Annotated in this window: 16 protein-coding genes; 7 read left to right on the top strand and 9 right to left on the bottom strand. The window is 55.7% G+C overall.

All coding sequences use genetic code 11. The features are described from left to right. The first annotated feature begins 9 nt into the window (after window positions 1-9). Window positions 10-291, top strand: coding sequence for a hypothetical protein (locus DFG60_RS06145; protein WP_114570862.1), 282 nt, complete (start codon window positions 10-12; stop codon window positions 289-291). 149 nt (window positions 292-440) lie between these two features. On the opposite strand, the gene DFG60_RS06140 is transcribed toward DFG60_RS06145, so the two are convergent. Both DFG60_RS06140 and DFG60_RS06135 read right to left on the bottom strand, forming a co-directional pair. Next, on the bottom strand, window positions 441-731 hold the full coding sequence (locus DFG60_RS06140; protein WP_114570861.1) for a hypothetical protein: 291 nt from the start codon (window positions 729-731) through the stop codon (window positions 441-443). A gap of 295 nt (window positions 732-1,026) precedes the next feature. Next, the gene (locus tag DFG60_RS06135; protein WP_114570860.1) at window positions 1,027-1,746 is read right to left on the bottom strand and encodes a YebC/PmpR family DNA-binding transcriptional regulator; all 720 of its coding nucleotides are present in this window, start codon (window positions 1,744-1,746) and stop codon (window positions 1,027-1,029) included. 172 nt (window positions 1,747-1,918) lie between these two features. Between DFG60_RS06135 and DFG60_RS06130 the strand changes: the two genes are divergently transcribed. Genes DFG60_RS06130 through wrbA form a run of 3 tightly spaced genes read left to right on the top strand, consistent with a single transcriptional unit; the run spans window position 1,919 to window position 4,568 of the window. Continuing rightward, window positions 1,919-3,703, top strand: coding sequence for a glycoside hydrolase family 13 protein (locus DFG60_RS06130; RefSeq protein ID WP_114570859.1), 1,785 nt, complete (start codon window positions 1,919-1,921; stop codon window positions 3,701-3,703). 49 nt (window positions 3,704-3,752) lie between these two features. Beyond that, window positions 3,753-3,923: a hypothetical protein gene (locus DFG60_RS13730; protein ID WP_198661558.1), complete on the top strand. Its 171-nt coding sequence runs from the start codon at window positions 3,753-3,755 to the stop codon at window positions 3,921-3,923. Window positions 3,924-3,953: 30 nt separating this feature from the next. Further along, window positions 3,954-4,568: an NAD(P)H:quinone oxidoreductase gene (gene wrbA / locus DFG60_RS06125; RefSeq protein ID WP_114570858.1), complete on the top strand. Its 615-nt coding sequence runs from the start codon at window positions 3,954-3,956 to the stop codon at window positions 4,566-4,568. A 65-nt stretch (window positions 4,569-4,633) separates the two neighbouring features. Here wrbA and DFG60_RS06120 read toward each other — a convergent pair whose 3' ends face one another. The 6 genes from DFG60_RS06120 to DFG60_RS06095 all read right to left on the bottom strand — a co-directional run bounded on the left by DFG60_RS06120 (window position 4,634) and on the right by DFG60_RS06095 (window position 11,065). Further along, a complete protein-coding gene (locus DFG60_RS06120; protein WP_114570857.1) occupies window positions 4,634-5,416 on the bottom strand; it encodes an SDR family oxidoreductase in 783 nt (260 codons plus the stop codon). Window positions 5,417-5,520: 104 nt separating this feature from the next. After that, window positions 5,521-6,699, bottom strand: a complete 1,179-nt coding sequence (locus DFG60_RS06115) for a DUF1015 domain-containing protein (RefSeq protein WP_114570856.1) — start codon at window positions 6,697-6,699, stop codon at window positions 5,521-5,523. A 15-nt stretch (window positions 6,700-6,714) separates the two neighbouring features. Next, window positions 6,715-7,872 (bottom strand): phosphoglycerate dehydrogenase, encoded by a 1,158-nt coding sequence (locus DFG60_RS06110; protein ID WP_114570855.1) that lies wholly within the window; start codon window positions 7,870-7,872, stop codon window positions 6,715-6,717. Beyond that, window positions 7,872-8,924, bottom strand: coding sequence for a 3-phosphoserine/phosphohydroxythreonine transaminase (gene serC, locus DFG60_RS06105; protein WP_269801291.1), 1,053 nt, complete (start codon window positions 8,922-8,924; stop codon window positions 7,872-7,874). Before serC ends, DFG60_RS06110 begins: the two co-directional genes overlap by 1 nt. A gap of 180 nt (window positions 8,925-9,104) precedes the next feature. Further along, window positions 9,105-9,482, bottom strand: a complete 378-nt coding sequence (locus DFG60_RS06100; protein ID WP_114570854.1) for a nuclear transport factor 2 family protein — start codon at window positions 9,480-9,482, stop codon at window positions 9,105-9,107. Between the two features lie 53 nt (window positions 9,483-9,535). Then, window positions 9,536-11,065 (bottom strand): FAD-dependent oxidoreductase, encoded by a 1,530-nt coding sequence (locus tag DFG60_RS06095; RefSeq protein WP_114570853.1) that lies wholly within the window; start codon window positions 11,063-11,065, stop codon window positions 9,536-9,538. A gap of 165 nt (window positions 11,066-11,230) precedes the next feature. Here DFG60_RS06095 and DFG60_RS06090 point away from each other — a divergent pair, with 165 nt between their 5' ends. The 3 genes from DFG60_RS06090 to DFG60_RS06080 are packed head-to-tail and all read left to right on the top strand — an operon-like array spanning window position 11,231 to window position 14,408. Next, entirely contained in the window at window positions 11,231-12,178 is a 948-nt protein-coding gene (locus DFG60_RS06090; RefSeq protein ID WP_114570852.1) for an ABC transporter ATP-binding protein, read from the top strand. A 9-nt stretch (window positions 12,179-12,187) separates the two neighbouring features. After that, a complete protein-coding gene (locus DFG60_RS06085; RefSeq protein WP_114570851.1) occupies window positions 12,188-13,354 on the top strand; it encodes an ABC transporter permease in 1,167 nt (388 codons plus the stop codon). Then, window positions 13,314-14,408: an ABC transporter permease gene (locus DFG60_RS06080; protein WP_157964491.1), complete on the top strand. Its 1,095-nt coding sequence runs from the start codon at window positions 13,314-13,316 to the stop codon at window positions 14,406-14,408. The genes DFG60_RS06085 and DFG60_RS06080 overlap by 41 nt, the downstream gene beginning before the upstream one ends. A 54-nt stretch (window positions 14,409-14,462) precedes the next feature. On the opposite strand, the gene DFG60_RS06075 is transcribed toward DFG60_RS06080, so the two are convergent. Further along, window positions 14,463-14,663 (bottom strand): cold-shock protein, encoded by a 201-nt coding sequence (locus tag DFG60_RS06075; RefSeq protein WP_114570849.1) that lies wholly within the window; start codon window positions 14,661-14,663, stop codon window positions 14,463-14,465. Between the last annotated feature and the right edge of the window lie 271 nt (window positions 14,664-14,934).

The following is a 14,934-nucleotide window of genomic DNA, read 5'->3' as shown; positions in this document are numbered from 1 at the left end:
GGGAAGCACATGAACCAAGCCTCAAAAATCGCAGCCGTAGCGGCTGGTACAGGACTCCTTGCCGTACTCGGCATGAAAGGGTTCAAAGTATATCAGGATAAAACGAATCAATCGATCGCAAACTCCGAGAAAATCGACAAACGTGAGAGCGTCGATGCAAGGAAGGATGAAGCAGAAGTCGGTCTGACGCAACTCGATTCGATTCACCGGGCGGACTGGCAAGCGAACGGATTCCCGCAAACGCATGCCGAACGTGAGCGACTGGAGCGAGAAGGTAAGGGCCTTCAATAAAGTAAATGGCAGGTCATCCATGAAAGTCGGACTTCAGAATCCGACTTTCATTTTTTTGGTTCCTGTCGCCGTGCCATCGTCTTCCTGAAGTTTTCGATATCTGCTCATAAGAAAAAGCAGCCTCCTCGTTAGAGACTGCTTCGTATCGTTTATGCGCTGACGACGAGCTGCTTCGTCTGGCAGCTATGAGCCGTGTAGGATGAGAGATGCTCGAACTGATGGAGTGTAAGCGTATCCGTCTCCGGCAGCTCACCATGGCGTTCGACAGTGAGAAAGGCCTGATTGCGGTCGTTGCCGCCCCCATCATACCGGATCATCGCCCAGTCATACTTTCCGTCCACTCCCATCGAGTAGACGTCGTATCCGCCATATTCCTTCACTTCGAAGTGTGTCGCTTCATGGACCAGTTGTTTGAACGCAAGTAACAATTTCGTATTCATCTATTTTCCTCCTATTATACAAAAACGGGGATTGCAGTTGTCATGAAGACTATATTTCCCAGTATGGATGAAGATTAAACATCGAAATGAAACTTTTTTTAATGAAATCGAAAAAAAGCTGAAATGTTTTCGAAAACGCTTGACCTGAAACTGGTTTCATATTTTACGCTTGTCCCAAGAAAGGGCAGCGTGACACGTCTGGTGGCGTCATGCCTCGATCACCCGGTTGACGAACATCCCGATTCGAAAAAGCAGCGCCCGCTCACGGCTTGAGCGGGCGCTGCTTTTGTTTGAATCATTCTCCGAAATCGACGTTGTGATAGACTTGCTGGACGTCCTCGAGGTCCTCGAGCGCGTCGACCATCTTCTCGAACTGGACGAGGTCGTCCGGTGACAGCTCGACCTCGTTCTGTGCGAGCATCGTCAGTTCTGCGAGCGAGAATTCCGTGATGCCGGCGTTCTTGAACGCTTCCTGGACGGCATGGAACTGATCCGGCTCAGCGTAGACGATGACGGCTTCTTCCTCCTCGATGATGTCGCGGACGTCGACGTCCGCTTCCATCAGCAACTCGAGCACGTCGTCCGCCGTCTTACCTTCGATGCCAAAAACGGCAGTCGCGTCGAACATGTAAGCGACTGATCCGCTGACACCCATGTTCCCGCCATTTTTTCCGAAGGCGGCACGGACGTCTGAAGCCGTCCGATTGACGTTGTTCGTCAGCGTCTCGACGATTACCATCGAACCGCTCGGGCCGAATCCTTCATAGCGCAGCGTGTCGAAGTTCTCCTCGGCACCGCCCTTCGCCTTCTCGATCGCCCGGTCGATGATCGCCTTCGGCACGCTGTAAGTCTTCGCCCGTTCGAGTACGACCTTCAGTGCTTGGTTCGATTCCGGATCCGGTTCGCCCTGTTTCGCGGCGACATAGATCTCCCGCCCGAACTTCGCATAGATCCGGCTCGTGTTCTTGTCCTTCGACGCCTTCTTCTCCTTGATGTTGTTCCATTTACGACCCATCTTGATCCTCTCTCTTTCACCGTGTGAGTTGGCGCGTCGCTTGCTACGCCTCGATTGCCCATTCATTATACCAAAAAACACATAACGGCCGCATCGTTTTCACTGGAACGTTTTTTTAGAGGAGAGAGGGGGAAAACGATTAGATGCCAATCATGAAAAGGGAGAGATGCACGTGCGAAAAGCTGCAGTCTATCACAGGGCGATGGCGCCATTCGTCTATAAGTACGACGCGGAGACGGTCCATATCCGTCTCCAGACCGAAAGAGGGGACATCGAGCGGGTCAGACTGGTCCATGGGGATCCGTATGAATGGGATGCCGAGAACCCCGAGGACCTTGACTGGAACTTCGACCCGGCGAAGGCGAAGTTCTGGAAGACGACTATGACGGAGATGGAATACAGCGGTACGGACGGGGTGCTCGATTACTGGTTCGTCTCGATCAAGCCGCCGAACAGGCGTGTCCGCTACGGTTTTGAACTGACTTCCGGAGAAGAGGTGAAGTATTACACGGAGCGGGGTTTCTATGACGAGAAGCCGGTCGACCATCCGGGATACTACTTCTCGGTCCCGTATTTGAACGCGATCGACGTCTTCGACGCACCGGAATGGGTGAAGGACACGGTCTGGTATCAAATATTCCCTGACCGCTTCGCGAACGGCGATCCGTCGAATGATCCGGAGGGGACTGAAGTGTGGGGCGGGACACCTCGCTACACGAACATGTTCGGAGGCGATTTCCAGGGAGTGATCGATAAAGTCGGATACTTGAGGGAACTCGGTGTGACGGGAATCTATTTCTGTCCCGTATTCCTCGCTCCATCCAATCACAAGTATGACACGCTCGACTACTTCAAGCTCGATCCTCAATTCGGTACGGAAGAGAAGTTTCGCGAGATGATCGACGTGCTGCATGAGAATGGGATCAAGGTGTTGCTCGATGCCGTATTCAATCATGTCAGCAAGGATCATCCATACTTCAAGGACGTCGTCGAAAGAGGGGAGGCGTCACCCTACAAGGACTGGTTCCATCTAAAGTCCCTCCCGGTCACGCAAGAACCGGTGCCGAACTATGAAGTGTTCGCGTTCGAGGCCAATATGCCGAAGTTGAACACGGAAAATCCGGAGGTGATCGACTACCTGCTCTCCGTCGGGAGACACTGGATCGAGAAATTCGATATCGACGGATGGCGCCTTGACGTCGCCAGCGAGATCGACCATGCATTTTGGCGTGCCTTCCGTACGGCGGTCAAAACGGCGAAGCCGGACGCCTACATCGTCGGCGAATGTTGGACGGACTCACAGGAATGGCTGCTTGGCGACCAATTCGATGCCATCATGAACTATCTGATCACGGAGTCGTTCCTGCAGTTTTTTGCCGTCAGGAAGACGAAACCGTCGGATTTCGTCCACGATCTGTCGCGGAACCTCTTCACGAACATGCAGGGGGTCAACGAGGTGACGTTCAATCTGGTCGGATCTCACGATACCCCGCGCGCCTTGAACCGCGCGGACGGGGACAAGGACAGGCTTCGTTTGTTGTTGCTCGCGTTGCTGACGTTCTCCGGCACGCCAGTCCTCTATTACGGCGATGAGGTCGGCCTTGACGGCGGACAGGATCCGGACAACCGCCGATGCATGCCATGGGATGAGACGCAGGACCGCGACCTGTTCGACTTCACGCGCAAGCTGATCGCCTTGAGAAGAGAGCATCGAGCTCTTGCGAATGACGGGGACATCTCGTTCCCGTATGTCGACGATGAGAAGAACGTCTATGCGATGAAGCGGGAAGGGGACGGGACCTATTACGTCTGCTTCAACAATTCCGGGGACGACGTCGAGTTCCCCGTGCTCGAGGGCGCGCGCGGTCTCGATCTTCTGACTGGGGAACATGTGACTGAAGTGAACCTGCCTGCATATTCCGGAACGATCATCCAGGTGATTGAACGGAACGATTAATGGGGATAATTGTAAGGACTAACATATTCAAGGATGGGAGGGACCGAAGATGGGGGATGAACGACGGAAAAGCAAGATGCCGATTTTTTTGATGATCATCGTCATACTCGTCGCAGTCGTCGCGATTGCGCTTGTCGTCTACTTGACGAACACGCCGAAGGAAGAGACGCAGGCGATCATCGACTTCACGGCTTCGACAATCTCGCGATTGGCGGCTTGACGATAAAATTCGATTGAGGAGGCACTCTGGATGGAAAACGTGAAACTGGCGGTCATCTACTACAGCTCGACCGGTTCGAACCATAAGATGGCGAAATGGGCGGGCCGAGCCGCAGAAGCGGCAGGCGCGGAAGTGCGCGTCTTGAAGGTGAAGGAGACGGCGCCTCAGGAAGCGATCGACTCGAACCCGCTCTGGAAGAAGCATCATGCGGAATCAGATACGGCCGAAGCCGAGATGAGCGACCTCGAGTGGGCAGATGCGATCATCTTCAGCACGCCGACACGGTATGGACATGTACCGGCTCAAGTCCAGCAGTTCCTCGATCAGACGGGGGGACTATGGGCGAAGGGAAAACTCGTCGACAAGGTCGTCAGCGCCATGTCTTCGGCCCAGAACCCGCATGGCGGACAGGAGGCGACGATCCTTGCGATGTACACGACGCTGTTCCACTGGGGTGCGATCATCGCAGCGCCTGGCTATTCGGACATGGCCGTGTTCGGAGCGGGAGGCAATCCGTACGGCACGAGCGCGACGATCTCCGAGGATGGCGTCATGGCAGACGAGTCAGCCATCGAGAAAGCAGTCAAGTATCAGGCTGAGCGGACCGTCAAGACGGCGGCCGCATTCAAGCGAGGGAAGTCTTGAACATAACGATGAAAGGGCGCATGTTCTTAAGTGAACATGCGCCCTTTCGCGTGGAATGAAGTTTTTCAAAGCAATGATTCGACACCGTCGACGTACAGCGTAGACCCGGTCATATGGCTGCTTGCGTCACTTGCGAGGAACGAGACGACATCTGCGACCTGCTCAGCCGATCCGGATTTTCCGGCGAGCGGCTGATTGCCCTCCGGATATTCGACCGGTACGCGGATTTCTTCGATCTTATCCGACTCCATCTCGGTCGAATCATCGATGTTCGTGTCGATCGCCCCCGGACAGACGGTATTGACCCGGATGCCATAGCGAGCCAGCTCCACGGCAGCCATCTTGGCGAATCCGACTTGACCTGCCTTCGAGGTCGCGTACCCTGTGAAGCCGAAGTTCTTGAAGTATCGTGTGCCGTTGATCGAGGCCGTGATGATGATGCTGCCTCCTTGTTCCTTCAGGTAAGGGATGGCGTACTTGACGGTCAGGAACGTGCCGGTCAGATTCGTCCGCATGACTGCGTCCCAATCTTCCGGGTCAAGATGTTCGATCGGCGTCAGCGTTCCGTTCTGCCCGGCGTTCGCGAACACGATGTCGAGCTTGCCGTAATGATTGATCGCATCCTGGTAGGCTTGCGCCATCTCCTTCGGTCGCGAGACGTCGGCCGCAAGTCCTAACGCGACGTCCTCCCCGAGCTCGAAGGCGAGTTTTTGTGAAGCTTCGAGCTTCAGGTCGACGATCGCGACGCGGGCACCGGCTTCGACGAATCTCATCGCCGTCGCCCGGCCGATTCCCGATGCACCTCCTGTGATGAAGGCGACTTTATCCTGTAAAGGCAGCTGTGTCATGAAATGTTCCTCCTATAACGATATGAACTGTATAGGATATTCCCATATTTCATGAGAATCATGCCGTCTTCACCAAAAATGAAGATTCTCTTCAGTGAAGACCGTCAAAACCGATGGATGAGCAGGCCGCTCCGGAGCTTCGGATGGAACCAGGTCGACTTCGGCGGCATGACATCACCAGCGTCGGCGACAGCCATCAGGCTCTCGAGCGGCGTCGGATGAAGGCAGAACGCGAGCTTAAAGCCGGCGCTCTCGGCGACGGCAGCAAGCGTCTTTGCGTCTGTCCCGCCGACGAACCTGATCCTGCCGTCCGTCCGGGAGTCCTTGATGCCGAGCAGCGGGGCGAGCACGTGCCGCTCAAGGATCGAGGCATCGATCCCTTCCTTGGCCCAAGTCGACTCGCCGAGATGGCGGAGACGATACCACTGTCCGTTCAGCCACATGCCGAATTCGCCTGAAGCTGTCGGTTCGACGGCGCCGTCCGACGGTTCGACCTCGAACGTACGGGACACGTGATCGATGAACTCCTCTTCTGACCCTGGGAGGTTCTGGACGATCCGGTGATAGCCGAGTATGCGCAATTCGTCAGCGGGGAAGCTGACGGCAAGGAACCGGCTTGCTTCCGGCGAAGCACTCGTTCTTGCGACAGCCGCAGCTGCTGCAGCTCTGTGATGGCCGTCAGCGATGTATAGCGCTTCGTGTCCTGAAAAGGCGCGTTTGATCTCCTGCGACACGTCCGCGGAAGTCTTCCAGATCGTATGGCGCACACCATCCTCTGCCTCGAAATCATAGAGAGGTGTGCTGCGCGAGACCTGTTCTGCGATTCCTGACAGGATGTCATCCGGCTTGTGGGCGAGCAGGATGGGACCGGTATGTGCCTGCAGCGCCTCGACATGGCGGACGCGATCAAGTTCCTTGTCTGGCCGTGTATGTTCGTGTTTGCGGATCACGCCGTTCTCATAGTCGGCAACGGATACGCATCCTGCGAAGCCGGTCTGGCTCCTGTCGCCTTCCGTCAGCCGGTACAGGTAGCAGCTCGGATCATCCTCGACGAAGTACGGGAGCAGTTTCTCGAAGTTATCGCGTGCCCTCCCCGGAATCTTCTCCTGCACGACGACGTCCATCGTGCTCTCGGCCTTGTCGGCGCGGAGGAAGGAGAGCGGGCGATTCTCGACCTCTCTTCTTGCCTCATCGTCCGTAAAGACGTCATAGGGCAGGGACGCGATGTCCGAGGCAGCTTCCGGCTTCGGGCGCAGCCCCCGGAATGGTTCGAAACTCGTCATGAAAAACACTCCTCTCTAAATCAATCTCGTACGCAACACGCCTGCGATCTCCTCGATCGCAGACAGGTCGATCATCTCATCCGCATGGTTGTCGATATCGATGATCGTATAGGCGACGCTCCCTTTGCTTCCGTTGATCATGTTGGCGATGTTGATGCCTGACTTCGCGAGCGCACCGGCGATCTGACCGACCATGTTCGGGATGTTCTGATGGGCGACCGTGATGCGCCGCTTCCCGGTGAAGGCGAGCGCGACGTCAGGGAAATTGACCGAACGGCGGATATTGCCGGTCTCGATGAACTCTTTCAACTGTTCGACCGCCATGACGGCGCAATTTTCTTCCGCCTCGACGGTCGACGCGCCGATATGGGGCAGCGGGATCACGCGCGGAAGGGACAGGACGAACGAGTTCGGGAAGTCGGTGACGTACATGCCGAGACGGCCGGATCTGAGCGCGTCGCCGAGCGCAGGCTCGTCGACCAACTCCCCGCGAGAGAAGTTGAGCAGTGTCAGTCCAGGTCGCATCTTCGCGAACAACGCCGAGTCGATCATGCCGCGCGTCCCGTCAAGAAGAGGCAGATGGAGCGTGACATAATCACAGCTTCCAAGCAGTTCGTCGATCTGAGTCGAGCGTTCGATCTGGTTCGAGACGCGCCAGGCGGACTCGACCGACATGAAGGGGTCGTATCCGACGACGGTCATCCCGAGTGCGTGCAAGGCGTTCGCGAGCTCGGCACCGATCGCGCCGAGTCCGATGATCCCGATCTTCTTCCCGGCAAGCTCCGAGCCGACGAACTGTTTCTTGTTGGCTTCGATCCGCTCCTCGATGTCCGGCCCGCGCAGGTTGTTCGTCCAGAGGATGCTCGGGACGAGTTTACGGGCGACGAGGAACAGGCTGGCGATGACGAGTTCCTTGACGGCGTTCGCGTTCGCGCCCGGCGTCGAAAAGACAACGGTGCCGGAATGCGCGAGGCGGTCGTGCGGGATGTTGTTGACACCGACACCGGCGCGGGCGACTGCGAGGACGCTCTGTTCGAGCTTGTAGTCATACATGTCATGGCTTCGGACGAGGATCGCGTCCGGCTCTTGGACGTCCGTCCCTATGATGTAATCGTTCGGGAAGCGGTCGAGGCCGCGTTCCGAGATGGAATTCAGCAGTCGGATGTTGGGCATCAGGACATCTCCTTTTCATATCGATTGATCACTGCGCAAAGGGCTTCCACCCCGTCAAGCGGCATCGCGTTGTAGATGCTCGCGCGCATCCCGCCGACGGAACGGTGGCCTTCGAGGTTGATCAAGCCGTGTTCCTTAGCGTAACGCAAAAATGACGCATCCCGTTCCTCGTCCCCCGTCGAAAACGGGACGTTCATCAAGGAGCGGTCCTTCTTCAGTACACGGTTATGGAACAGGTTCGACGCGTCGAGCGTCTCATAGAGGAGCTTCGCCTTCATCTTATTCTGCGTATGGATCCGTCCGACGCCTGTCTGCTTGATCCAGCGGAGGACGAGCATCGAGAGATAGAGGCTGTATGTCGGCGGCGTATTGTAAAGAGAGTCGTTTTTCGCATGCAGGTCATACCGCAGATAGGACGGCAATGAGCCGGCGCGCAGCAACTCCTTACGGACGATGACGAGCGTCAATCCGGCGGGTCCGATATTCTTCTGGGCTCCGGCGTAGATCAATCCGAAGCGAGAGACATCGATCGGCTCGGAGAACAGACAGGACGACGCGTCCGCGACGAGCGGGGGAGCGACGTCAGGCAGGGAAGTGAAGCGTGTCCCTTCGAGCGTGTTATTGAGCGTCAGGTGCACATAAGCAGCGTCCGACGCGGCAGGGAGCGTCGGAATCGATTGGTATGCATCGGCCTTCGAGGAAGCGACGACATGCGCGTCAGAGACGCATGCGGCATCCGCGAAGGCGCGTTCGGACCAGAGGCCGGTCTCGATGAAATCGACACGACCGCCCGGAGCGAGATTCATCGGAACCATCGCGAACTGAAGGGTCGCACCACCTTGGAGGAACAGCACTTCATAATCATCGGGGACGAAGAGCAGGTCCCGGACGAGCTGCTCCGCTTCGTTACGGATCGAGAGAAACGGTTCCGAGCGATGGCTCATCTCGAGGACGGACAGTGACGTGCCGTCGTAGGAAAGCATGTCCCGCTGTGCCTCCAGCAGCACGGGTTTTGGAAGCATGGCAGGGCCGGCAGAGAAATTGTAGAGCACGAATGATCGCCTCCTGAATTTTCAGAAAATGTGGACAACTTGAGTGTAACGTAATGAAAACAAGTATTCAACGACCAATTCAAATATTTCAATCACCGTATTTATTGATAAAAAACAGACTAAAACGAGAACGAGTATATGAAAAAACCTCCTGTCGTCAAGACAAGAGGTCGCATCCATTCAAGTTTCCAGGCTCGTCGCCTGTCCGAAAACCCATTTCCAACCGTGCTCCGTCTCTTCGAACAGGTAGACGTGTCGGAAGCGTCCGAGATAGGCAGTCGTCCCGTAAAGAAACTGATCTTCCGTCACTGCCTGAACGAGCGCAGTGGAACCGAGCAACGTCACATCCACCGGGTCGTCCGTAGACGAAATCCATTCGATCGCCTCTTTGTCGACGAACAGATCGAGATACGTCTCGGCATCGAACTGTCTGCCTTGCGCATCGACGAAGGTGAAACCTTCCTTCAGCAGATCTGCCATCTGCTCCGTGTTCCCGGATGTGAGCGCATCCGTCCGTTTCTGAAGCGTCTTGCGCAGTATATCCATTCTGTCCTCCATGAAATAACCTCCCTGCTTTCATATCCATTCTAACATGTCCAGGGAAGTGATTCTCATTCGAGCCGTTCGAGAGGCTTCGTCGCGGGTCCTTCGAGCACTTCGCCGTCGTAGGAGAATCGTGAACCATGGCACGGACAGTCCCAAGAGCGCTCGCCGTCGTTCCAGTTAAGGGAACAACCCATATGCGTACAGGTCGTGTCGACGACGTGAAGCACGCCGGATTGATCACGGTATCCGCCGGCCCGTTTTCCATCGTGGTGGACCAGGCCACCTTCGTCCGGCCGGAGTTCACTCTTCTCCTTGTCCGCAGTACGGAGTTTGCCTTTGACAAGTTCGATAGCCGTATCGGCATTCGTCTTAATGAACTGTTTCGCGTCCTCGACTTTCATCTTCGAGCGTGCGGGGTCGAAGAGCGCTTCGAAACGATTCTTCCTTCCGAGCAATACGTCCCGTAGCAGAAGTCCTGCCGCTACCCCGTTCGTCATTCCCCATTTGGCGAATCCCGTCGCGACGAACACATCGGGGTCCTTCCCCATCCGCCCGATATAAGGGACGTGGTCGAGCGTGATCATGTCCTGGGATGACCAGAAGTGGGTGAGACCACCGACGCCGAAGTGACGTGAAGCGAAGTCGAATAACGCTCCGTACCGCTTTGCCGTCTTTGTCTCGTGACCAGTCAAGTGATTCTCCCCCCCGAACAATCCGACCTGCTCTCCGCCTGGAAGTGTCGCGTGCCGGAGCGAACGGCTGGGCTGATCGGCACTGATGAACATGCCGTTCGGGAAGTTCCCGCCGACCTCTCCCGCGACGATATAGGAGCGATGGACTTCAAGCTTCGAGAAGTACATTCCTTTCAAGTCATTGAACGGATAATGGGTCGCGACCACGACTTGGCCAGCGCGGACCGAGCGGCCGTTCGTCAGATGGATCCGCGGACGTGGTCCCGGACCGATTCGGTCGGCTCTCGCCTGTTCATAGATTCGTCCGCCCAGGCTCTCGACCCGCTTCGCCAGATGAACGAGAAACTTGACCGGGTGGAACTGCGCCTGATTCCGGATGACGAGTGCACCCTCGATCGGATAGGGAAGCCTTCCTTGGACCTCCGCCGTCGCGTCACCGCCGTTGATCCCGAGCCTCTCATAAGCGTTCTTCTCCTTTTGAAGCTCCTTCATGGTCGCTTTTGAGGATTCGACATAGAGATACGCGTCCTGCCTTTCGAAGTCGCAGTCGATCTCCTCATCCTTGACGCGTCTTCGGATGAAATCGAGCGCTTCTTCGTTCGCTTCATAATACAGACGGGCGTGTTCTTCCCCGATCGTCCGGATGAGCCGGTCGTAGACCATCCCGTGCTGGGAAGAGATCTTCGCCGTCGTGTAGCCGGTCGTTCCGGATCCGATCCGGTCCGCCTCGAGTACGACGACCTGTTTCCCGGCCTCTGCGAGCAGCAGAGCAGTCGACAGGCCGGCGATTCCCGCGCCGATGACTGCGACTTCCGTCTCGATATCTTCATTCAATGCTGGAAATTGCGGCAGCGCAAGTGACTCACGCCAGAACGAATGTGGAAACTCTCCTGTACCGTTCATGTCTGATCCCCCGTTTCAAAGTGATGGATTCAATCTGTTGGAGCGAGATGGAATATTGCTCTATACCCTCAAAACGAAATTCGGCAACAATCCACAATTCCTCATGAGACAGCTCCATTCTGCGGGTATAGGAAGAGTAGTGTGCCGGAAGGAAGGGTGGTTGAGATGAAGCAAGAGAACGGCAATATCATCGAACTCTCTCATCTGACGAAACGGTTCGGTGAGACGAAAGCACTTGACGACTTCTCGCTGAGCGTCCGGGAAGGGGAACTGTTCGGTCTGCTCGGACCGAACGGAGCGGGTAAGACGACCGCGATCTTCGCGATGCTCGGCCTCTATCCGATCGATGAGGGGGAGATGCGATTGTTCGGACGAAGGATGCCGGAGGATGCAGCCTATATCAAGGCGCGCGTCGGAATCGTCCCACAACAGATATCCGTCTATGAGGATCTGACGGTACGCGAAAACATAGCCTTTTTCGGTCAATTGTATGGATTGTCGAAGGAGGAGGCGAGGCATCAGGCGGACGCTGCTCTCGCATTCGTCCAGCTCAGTGAGCAGGAGAAGAAGTTCCCCCGCCAATTGTCAGGGGGGATGATGCGAAGGTTGAACATCGCTTGCGGCATCGTTCATCGACCGAAACTGATCTTCATGGATGAACCGACTGTCGCGATCGATCCGCAGTCGCGGAACACGATCCTTGAAAACATCCGTCAGCTGAACCGGGATGGGGCGACGATCATCTATACATCCCATTACATGGAAGAAGTCGAACTGCTTTGTCACCGCGTCGCCATCATGGACACCGGTCGCGTCATCGCGGAAGGCACGCCTGACGAACTGAAGGAGCTCGTCACGACCGTCGAGTCTCTCAGGATCCATGCGCCACGGATCGGGCAAGCGACGATCGGGCAGATCGGCGCTCTTTCGTTCGTACAAAATGTCCGTGTCGAGGGTGAAGAGATATGTGCTGACATCCAAAAGGGAGCGAGCGTCATGCCCGTCCTCGAACTGCTGCAGGAAGACCATGTCGCGTTCACGACCGTCTCACTCGAGCGTCCGACCCTCAACAGCGTCTTCCTGACGCTGACGGGCAAGGCGCTGAGGGAATAGGAGGAGGAGATGAGAACATTCTGGGTATGCGTCAAATCCGATTTCCGCCAGCAGATCCGCCAGCGCCAGACCCTCTTCTGGATGATGATCTTCCCGCTCGTCCTGATCATCGGTCTAGGCACGATGCTCAGTGCCGTGTTCTCGTCGGAGGTCGACCTGCCAGAGGTTGATGTCGCGTACATCGCGTCCGGCGACATTCGGTTCGACCAGCCGCTCGAACAATTTCTTGCCGATGACAGGATCGCGTCCTTTCTGTCCGTCCGTCCTTACGGAAGCGAGCGACTGGCGAGAGCGGCGATCGATGCACAGAAGGCGGACGTCATCCTGTTCGGGGGGGAGGAGATCCGGCTGCTCCACGAACGATCGACGTCGATCGAGGTTCAGGTGCTCAAAGTGCTGCTCGACCGTTATGTCCAAGCTGCCAATACACAGCTGTTGCTACTCGAACGCAATCTTCCGCAAGCTGGTCCAGTCGACCTGATCGATCGCAAGTCGTTCGACCTCACCTCGAAGACGCCGAGCTCGATCGAATATTTCACGGTCACCATCTCTGCGATGACCGCCTTGTTCGGCGGCATGTACGTCACGGCGATGTTCGCCGCTGATCAGGCGATGCGCGGTAGCTATCTGCGGGTCCAAGCTGCTCCGATCTCGCTTGTTCGATATCGCCTGGCCGGGACGATCAGCCGATTTTCGGTCGTCCTTCTCCAGTTGGTCGTCATCTTCACCGTCAGCCATTTCATCTATCGTTCGTTCGACCTTGGCCGGATCCGTCTCGATCTACTGTTGCTAGCCCTCGCAGGTCTAGCTCTCTACGGGATCTCGTTCGGTTTCCTGATGTCGAGCCTGCCGTTCCGTAACCCGAACATAGCAGGGTTCATCGTCAACGGGATGACGACGGTCCTCTTGCTGCTGTCAGGAGGGTATGTACCGGGGCTTGACCGATTCGTGCTCAGCCGATTTCCGTTTGCGCACGACCTTCTGATGCCTCTGTTCATGAGGGAAGGGGTGTTACAAATTCTGTTTGACGGTGACCTGACGATCTATCGCGATAGTATGCTGCTGCTTACGCTTCATGTCGCAGTGTTCGCTCTGCTCAGTGCCATCCTGTTCAGATGGAAGGGAGGGTTCCGCCATGTACCTGTTAAGACACGTCCTCATGCGCATGGCGCGTAAGCGGCTGATGTGGATCTGGTCACTCGCTTTCGCGGTCGCCCTCGCAGGAATCGTCACGTTTTTCCGGTCGTCTGATCAAACGCTCGACATCTTCGTCGTCGACAACGACAAGTCGTCCGTCTCGCTTGCCATCGCTGAAAAAGCGGATGAATGGGGGGATGTACGGACGGGGAGCGAGGGGGCTGAAACAGCCTTGACGACCGGAAGCGAGTTCGTCGTCGTCATTCCGGAAGGGTTCGAGAAATCGCTGTTGACTGAAACGCCAGAGAAAATCACGACTGCTGCGATCGAAGGGAGCGAGACCGTCTTCCTTGAACAATCGTTGACCGGATATCTCGACCATGTGTCCACTCTCGCCTCCGCAAGTTCCGACCGGGAGGAGTTCCGCGCCTTGCTGGCGGCAAATCCGCAACGCATGGTCCGCCTCGAGGAAGAGTCATTCGACAACCGCGTGCTCGAGAGGACGAGCGTCCAACTTTATTTCGCGTTATTATCCTTCGTGACCCTGATGACGCTGTCCCAGTGGATCCCTACCTTCCTGCTCGATGACCGGGAGCAGCGGATCTATGGCAGACTTTTTGCATCCCCGCTGTCTTCGTCCCGCTATATCGGGACCGTTCTCGTAGCATTCACCATCCTCGGCATCTTCTTCGTGACTGCGCTGTTGTCACTCAGTCTCATCTTCTATGGATCGACGGTACTGCGCTATCTCGACAAGACGCTTCCGCTCTTTCTTGCCTACATGGTGTCGTGCCTCGCGATCAGCGCCTTCATCGCCGGGTTCTCGACGAATCGGGAGAGGGCGAACGTCCTGCAGACGTCAGTCAGCATGATCGCCGCGATCACCGGTGGCGCCTTCGTTTCGCTCTCGATCTTACCGGAGTCGCTGCTGACGATCGGCAAGGTTTTTCCGACCTATTGGTTCAATCGAGGAATCGATGCCATCTATCAAAAGGGGGAGGCGGTCTGGACGGAAGCAGGAACGATCCTCCTGATCAGTTTGATTCTCTTCCTCTTTACCGCCTGGCGGTTGCGTCAGCATCCGCTCGCTTAAAAAAATTCAAAAAAAAAGACCCAGCATGAGCTGGGTCTTTTTACAAGTTACAAATTAGATCTTTGTAACGTTTGTAGCTTGTGGTCCGCGTTGGCCTTCTTCAACTTCGAAAGAAACCTCTTGACCTTCGTCAAGTGATTTGAAACCTTCTGATTGGATAGCTGAGAAGTGAACGAAAACGTCGTCGCCGTTTTCACGTTCGATGAAGCCAAAACCTTTTTCTGCGTTAAACCATTTTACTTTACCGTGTTCCATGTGTGTTGCCTCCTGCGTGTGATTGTTCACACTAATTTATTACTACCATGCTCAATTTCATCGAGTTTTAAGCGAAACACTTTCATCTCCACCGAACAATAATAATTACTTAATAATATAGCATGAGGTTTCGAATAAAGGAAGGTGTAAAGCTAAAAAAGTTTGAAAAAAGATTTTAGGATTCCGAAAAACGTTGATATGAAGCGGTTTTTTGAACAGAAAAAAAACAACTCTTTTTTTCTGAGGACGCATTTCATCGAGTCAGGCAGGA

Origin of the sequence: Exiguobacterium flavidum (assembly GCF_003344535.1) — a bacterium.
Taxonomy (GTDB): domain Bacteria; phylum Bacillota; class Bacilli; order Exiguobacteriales; family Exiguobacteriaceae; genus Exiguobacterium_A; species Exiguobacterium_A flavidum.
Note: the sequence above shows the minus strand (reverse complement) of the source record. Positions and strands in the feature narration are given on the sequence as shown.

Coding starts and splice junctions, on each gene's coding strand:
- DFG60_RS06145 (WP_114570862.1), top strand. CDS start 10: ATGAACCAAGCCTCAAAAATCGCAGCCGTAGCGGCTGGTACAGGACTC.
- DFG60_RS06140 (WP_114570861.1), bottom strand. CDS start 731: ATGAATACGAAATTGTTACTTGCGTTCAAACAACTGGTCCATGAAGCG.
- DFG60_RS06135 (WP_114570860.1), bottom strand. CDS start 1,746: ATGGGTCGTAAATGGAACAACATCAAGGAGAAGAAGGCGTCGAAGGAC.
- DFG60_RS13730 (WP_198661558.1), top strand. CDS start 3,753: ATGGGGGATGAACGACGGAAAAGCAAGATGCCGATTTTTTTGATGATC.
- wrbA (WP_114570858.1), top strand. CDS start 3,954: ATGGAAAACGTGAAACTGGCGGTCATCTACTACAGCTCGACCGGTTCG.
- DFG60_RS06120 (WP_114570857.1), bottom strand. CDS start 5,416: ATGACACAGCTGCCTTTACAGGATAAAGTCGCCTTCATCACAGGAGGT.
- DFG60_RS06115 (WP_114570856.1), bottom strand. CDS start 6,699: ATGACGAGTTTCGAACCATTCCGGGGGCTGCGCCCGAAGCCGGAAGCT.
- DFG60_RS06110 (WP_114570855.1), bottom strand. CDS start 7,872: ATGCCCAACATCCGACTGCTGAATTCCATCTCGGAACGCGGCCTCGAC.
- DFG60_RS06100 (WP_114570854.1), bottom strand. CDS start 9,482: ATGGAGGACAGAATGGATATACTGCGCAAGACGCTTCAGAAACGGACG.
- DFG60_RS06095 (WP_114570853.1), bottom strand. CDS start 11,065: ATGAACGGTACAGGAGAGTTTCCACATTCGTTCTGGCGTGAGTCACTT.
- DFG60_RS06090 (WP_114570852.1), top strand. CDS start 11,231: ATGAAGCAAGAGAACGGCAATATCATCGAACTCTCTCATCTGACGAAA.
- DFG60_RS06085 (WP_114570851.1), top strand. CDS start 12,188: ATGAGAACATTCTGGGTATGCGTCAAATCCGATTTCCGCCAGCAGATC.
- DFG60_RS06080 (WP_157964491.1), top strand. CDS start 13,314: ATGTACCTGTTAAGACACGTCCTCATGCGCATGGCGCGTAAGCGGCTG.
- DFG60_RS06075 (WP_114570849.1), bottom strand. CDS start 14,663: ATGGAACACGGTAAAGTAAAATGGTTTAACGCAGAAAAAGGTTTTGGC.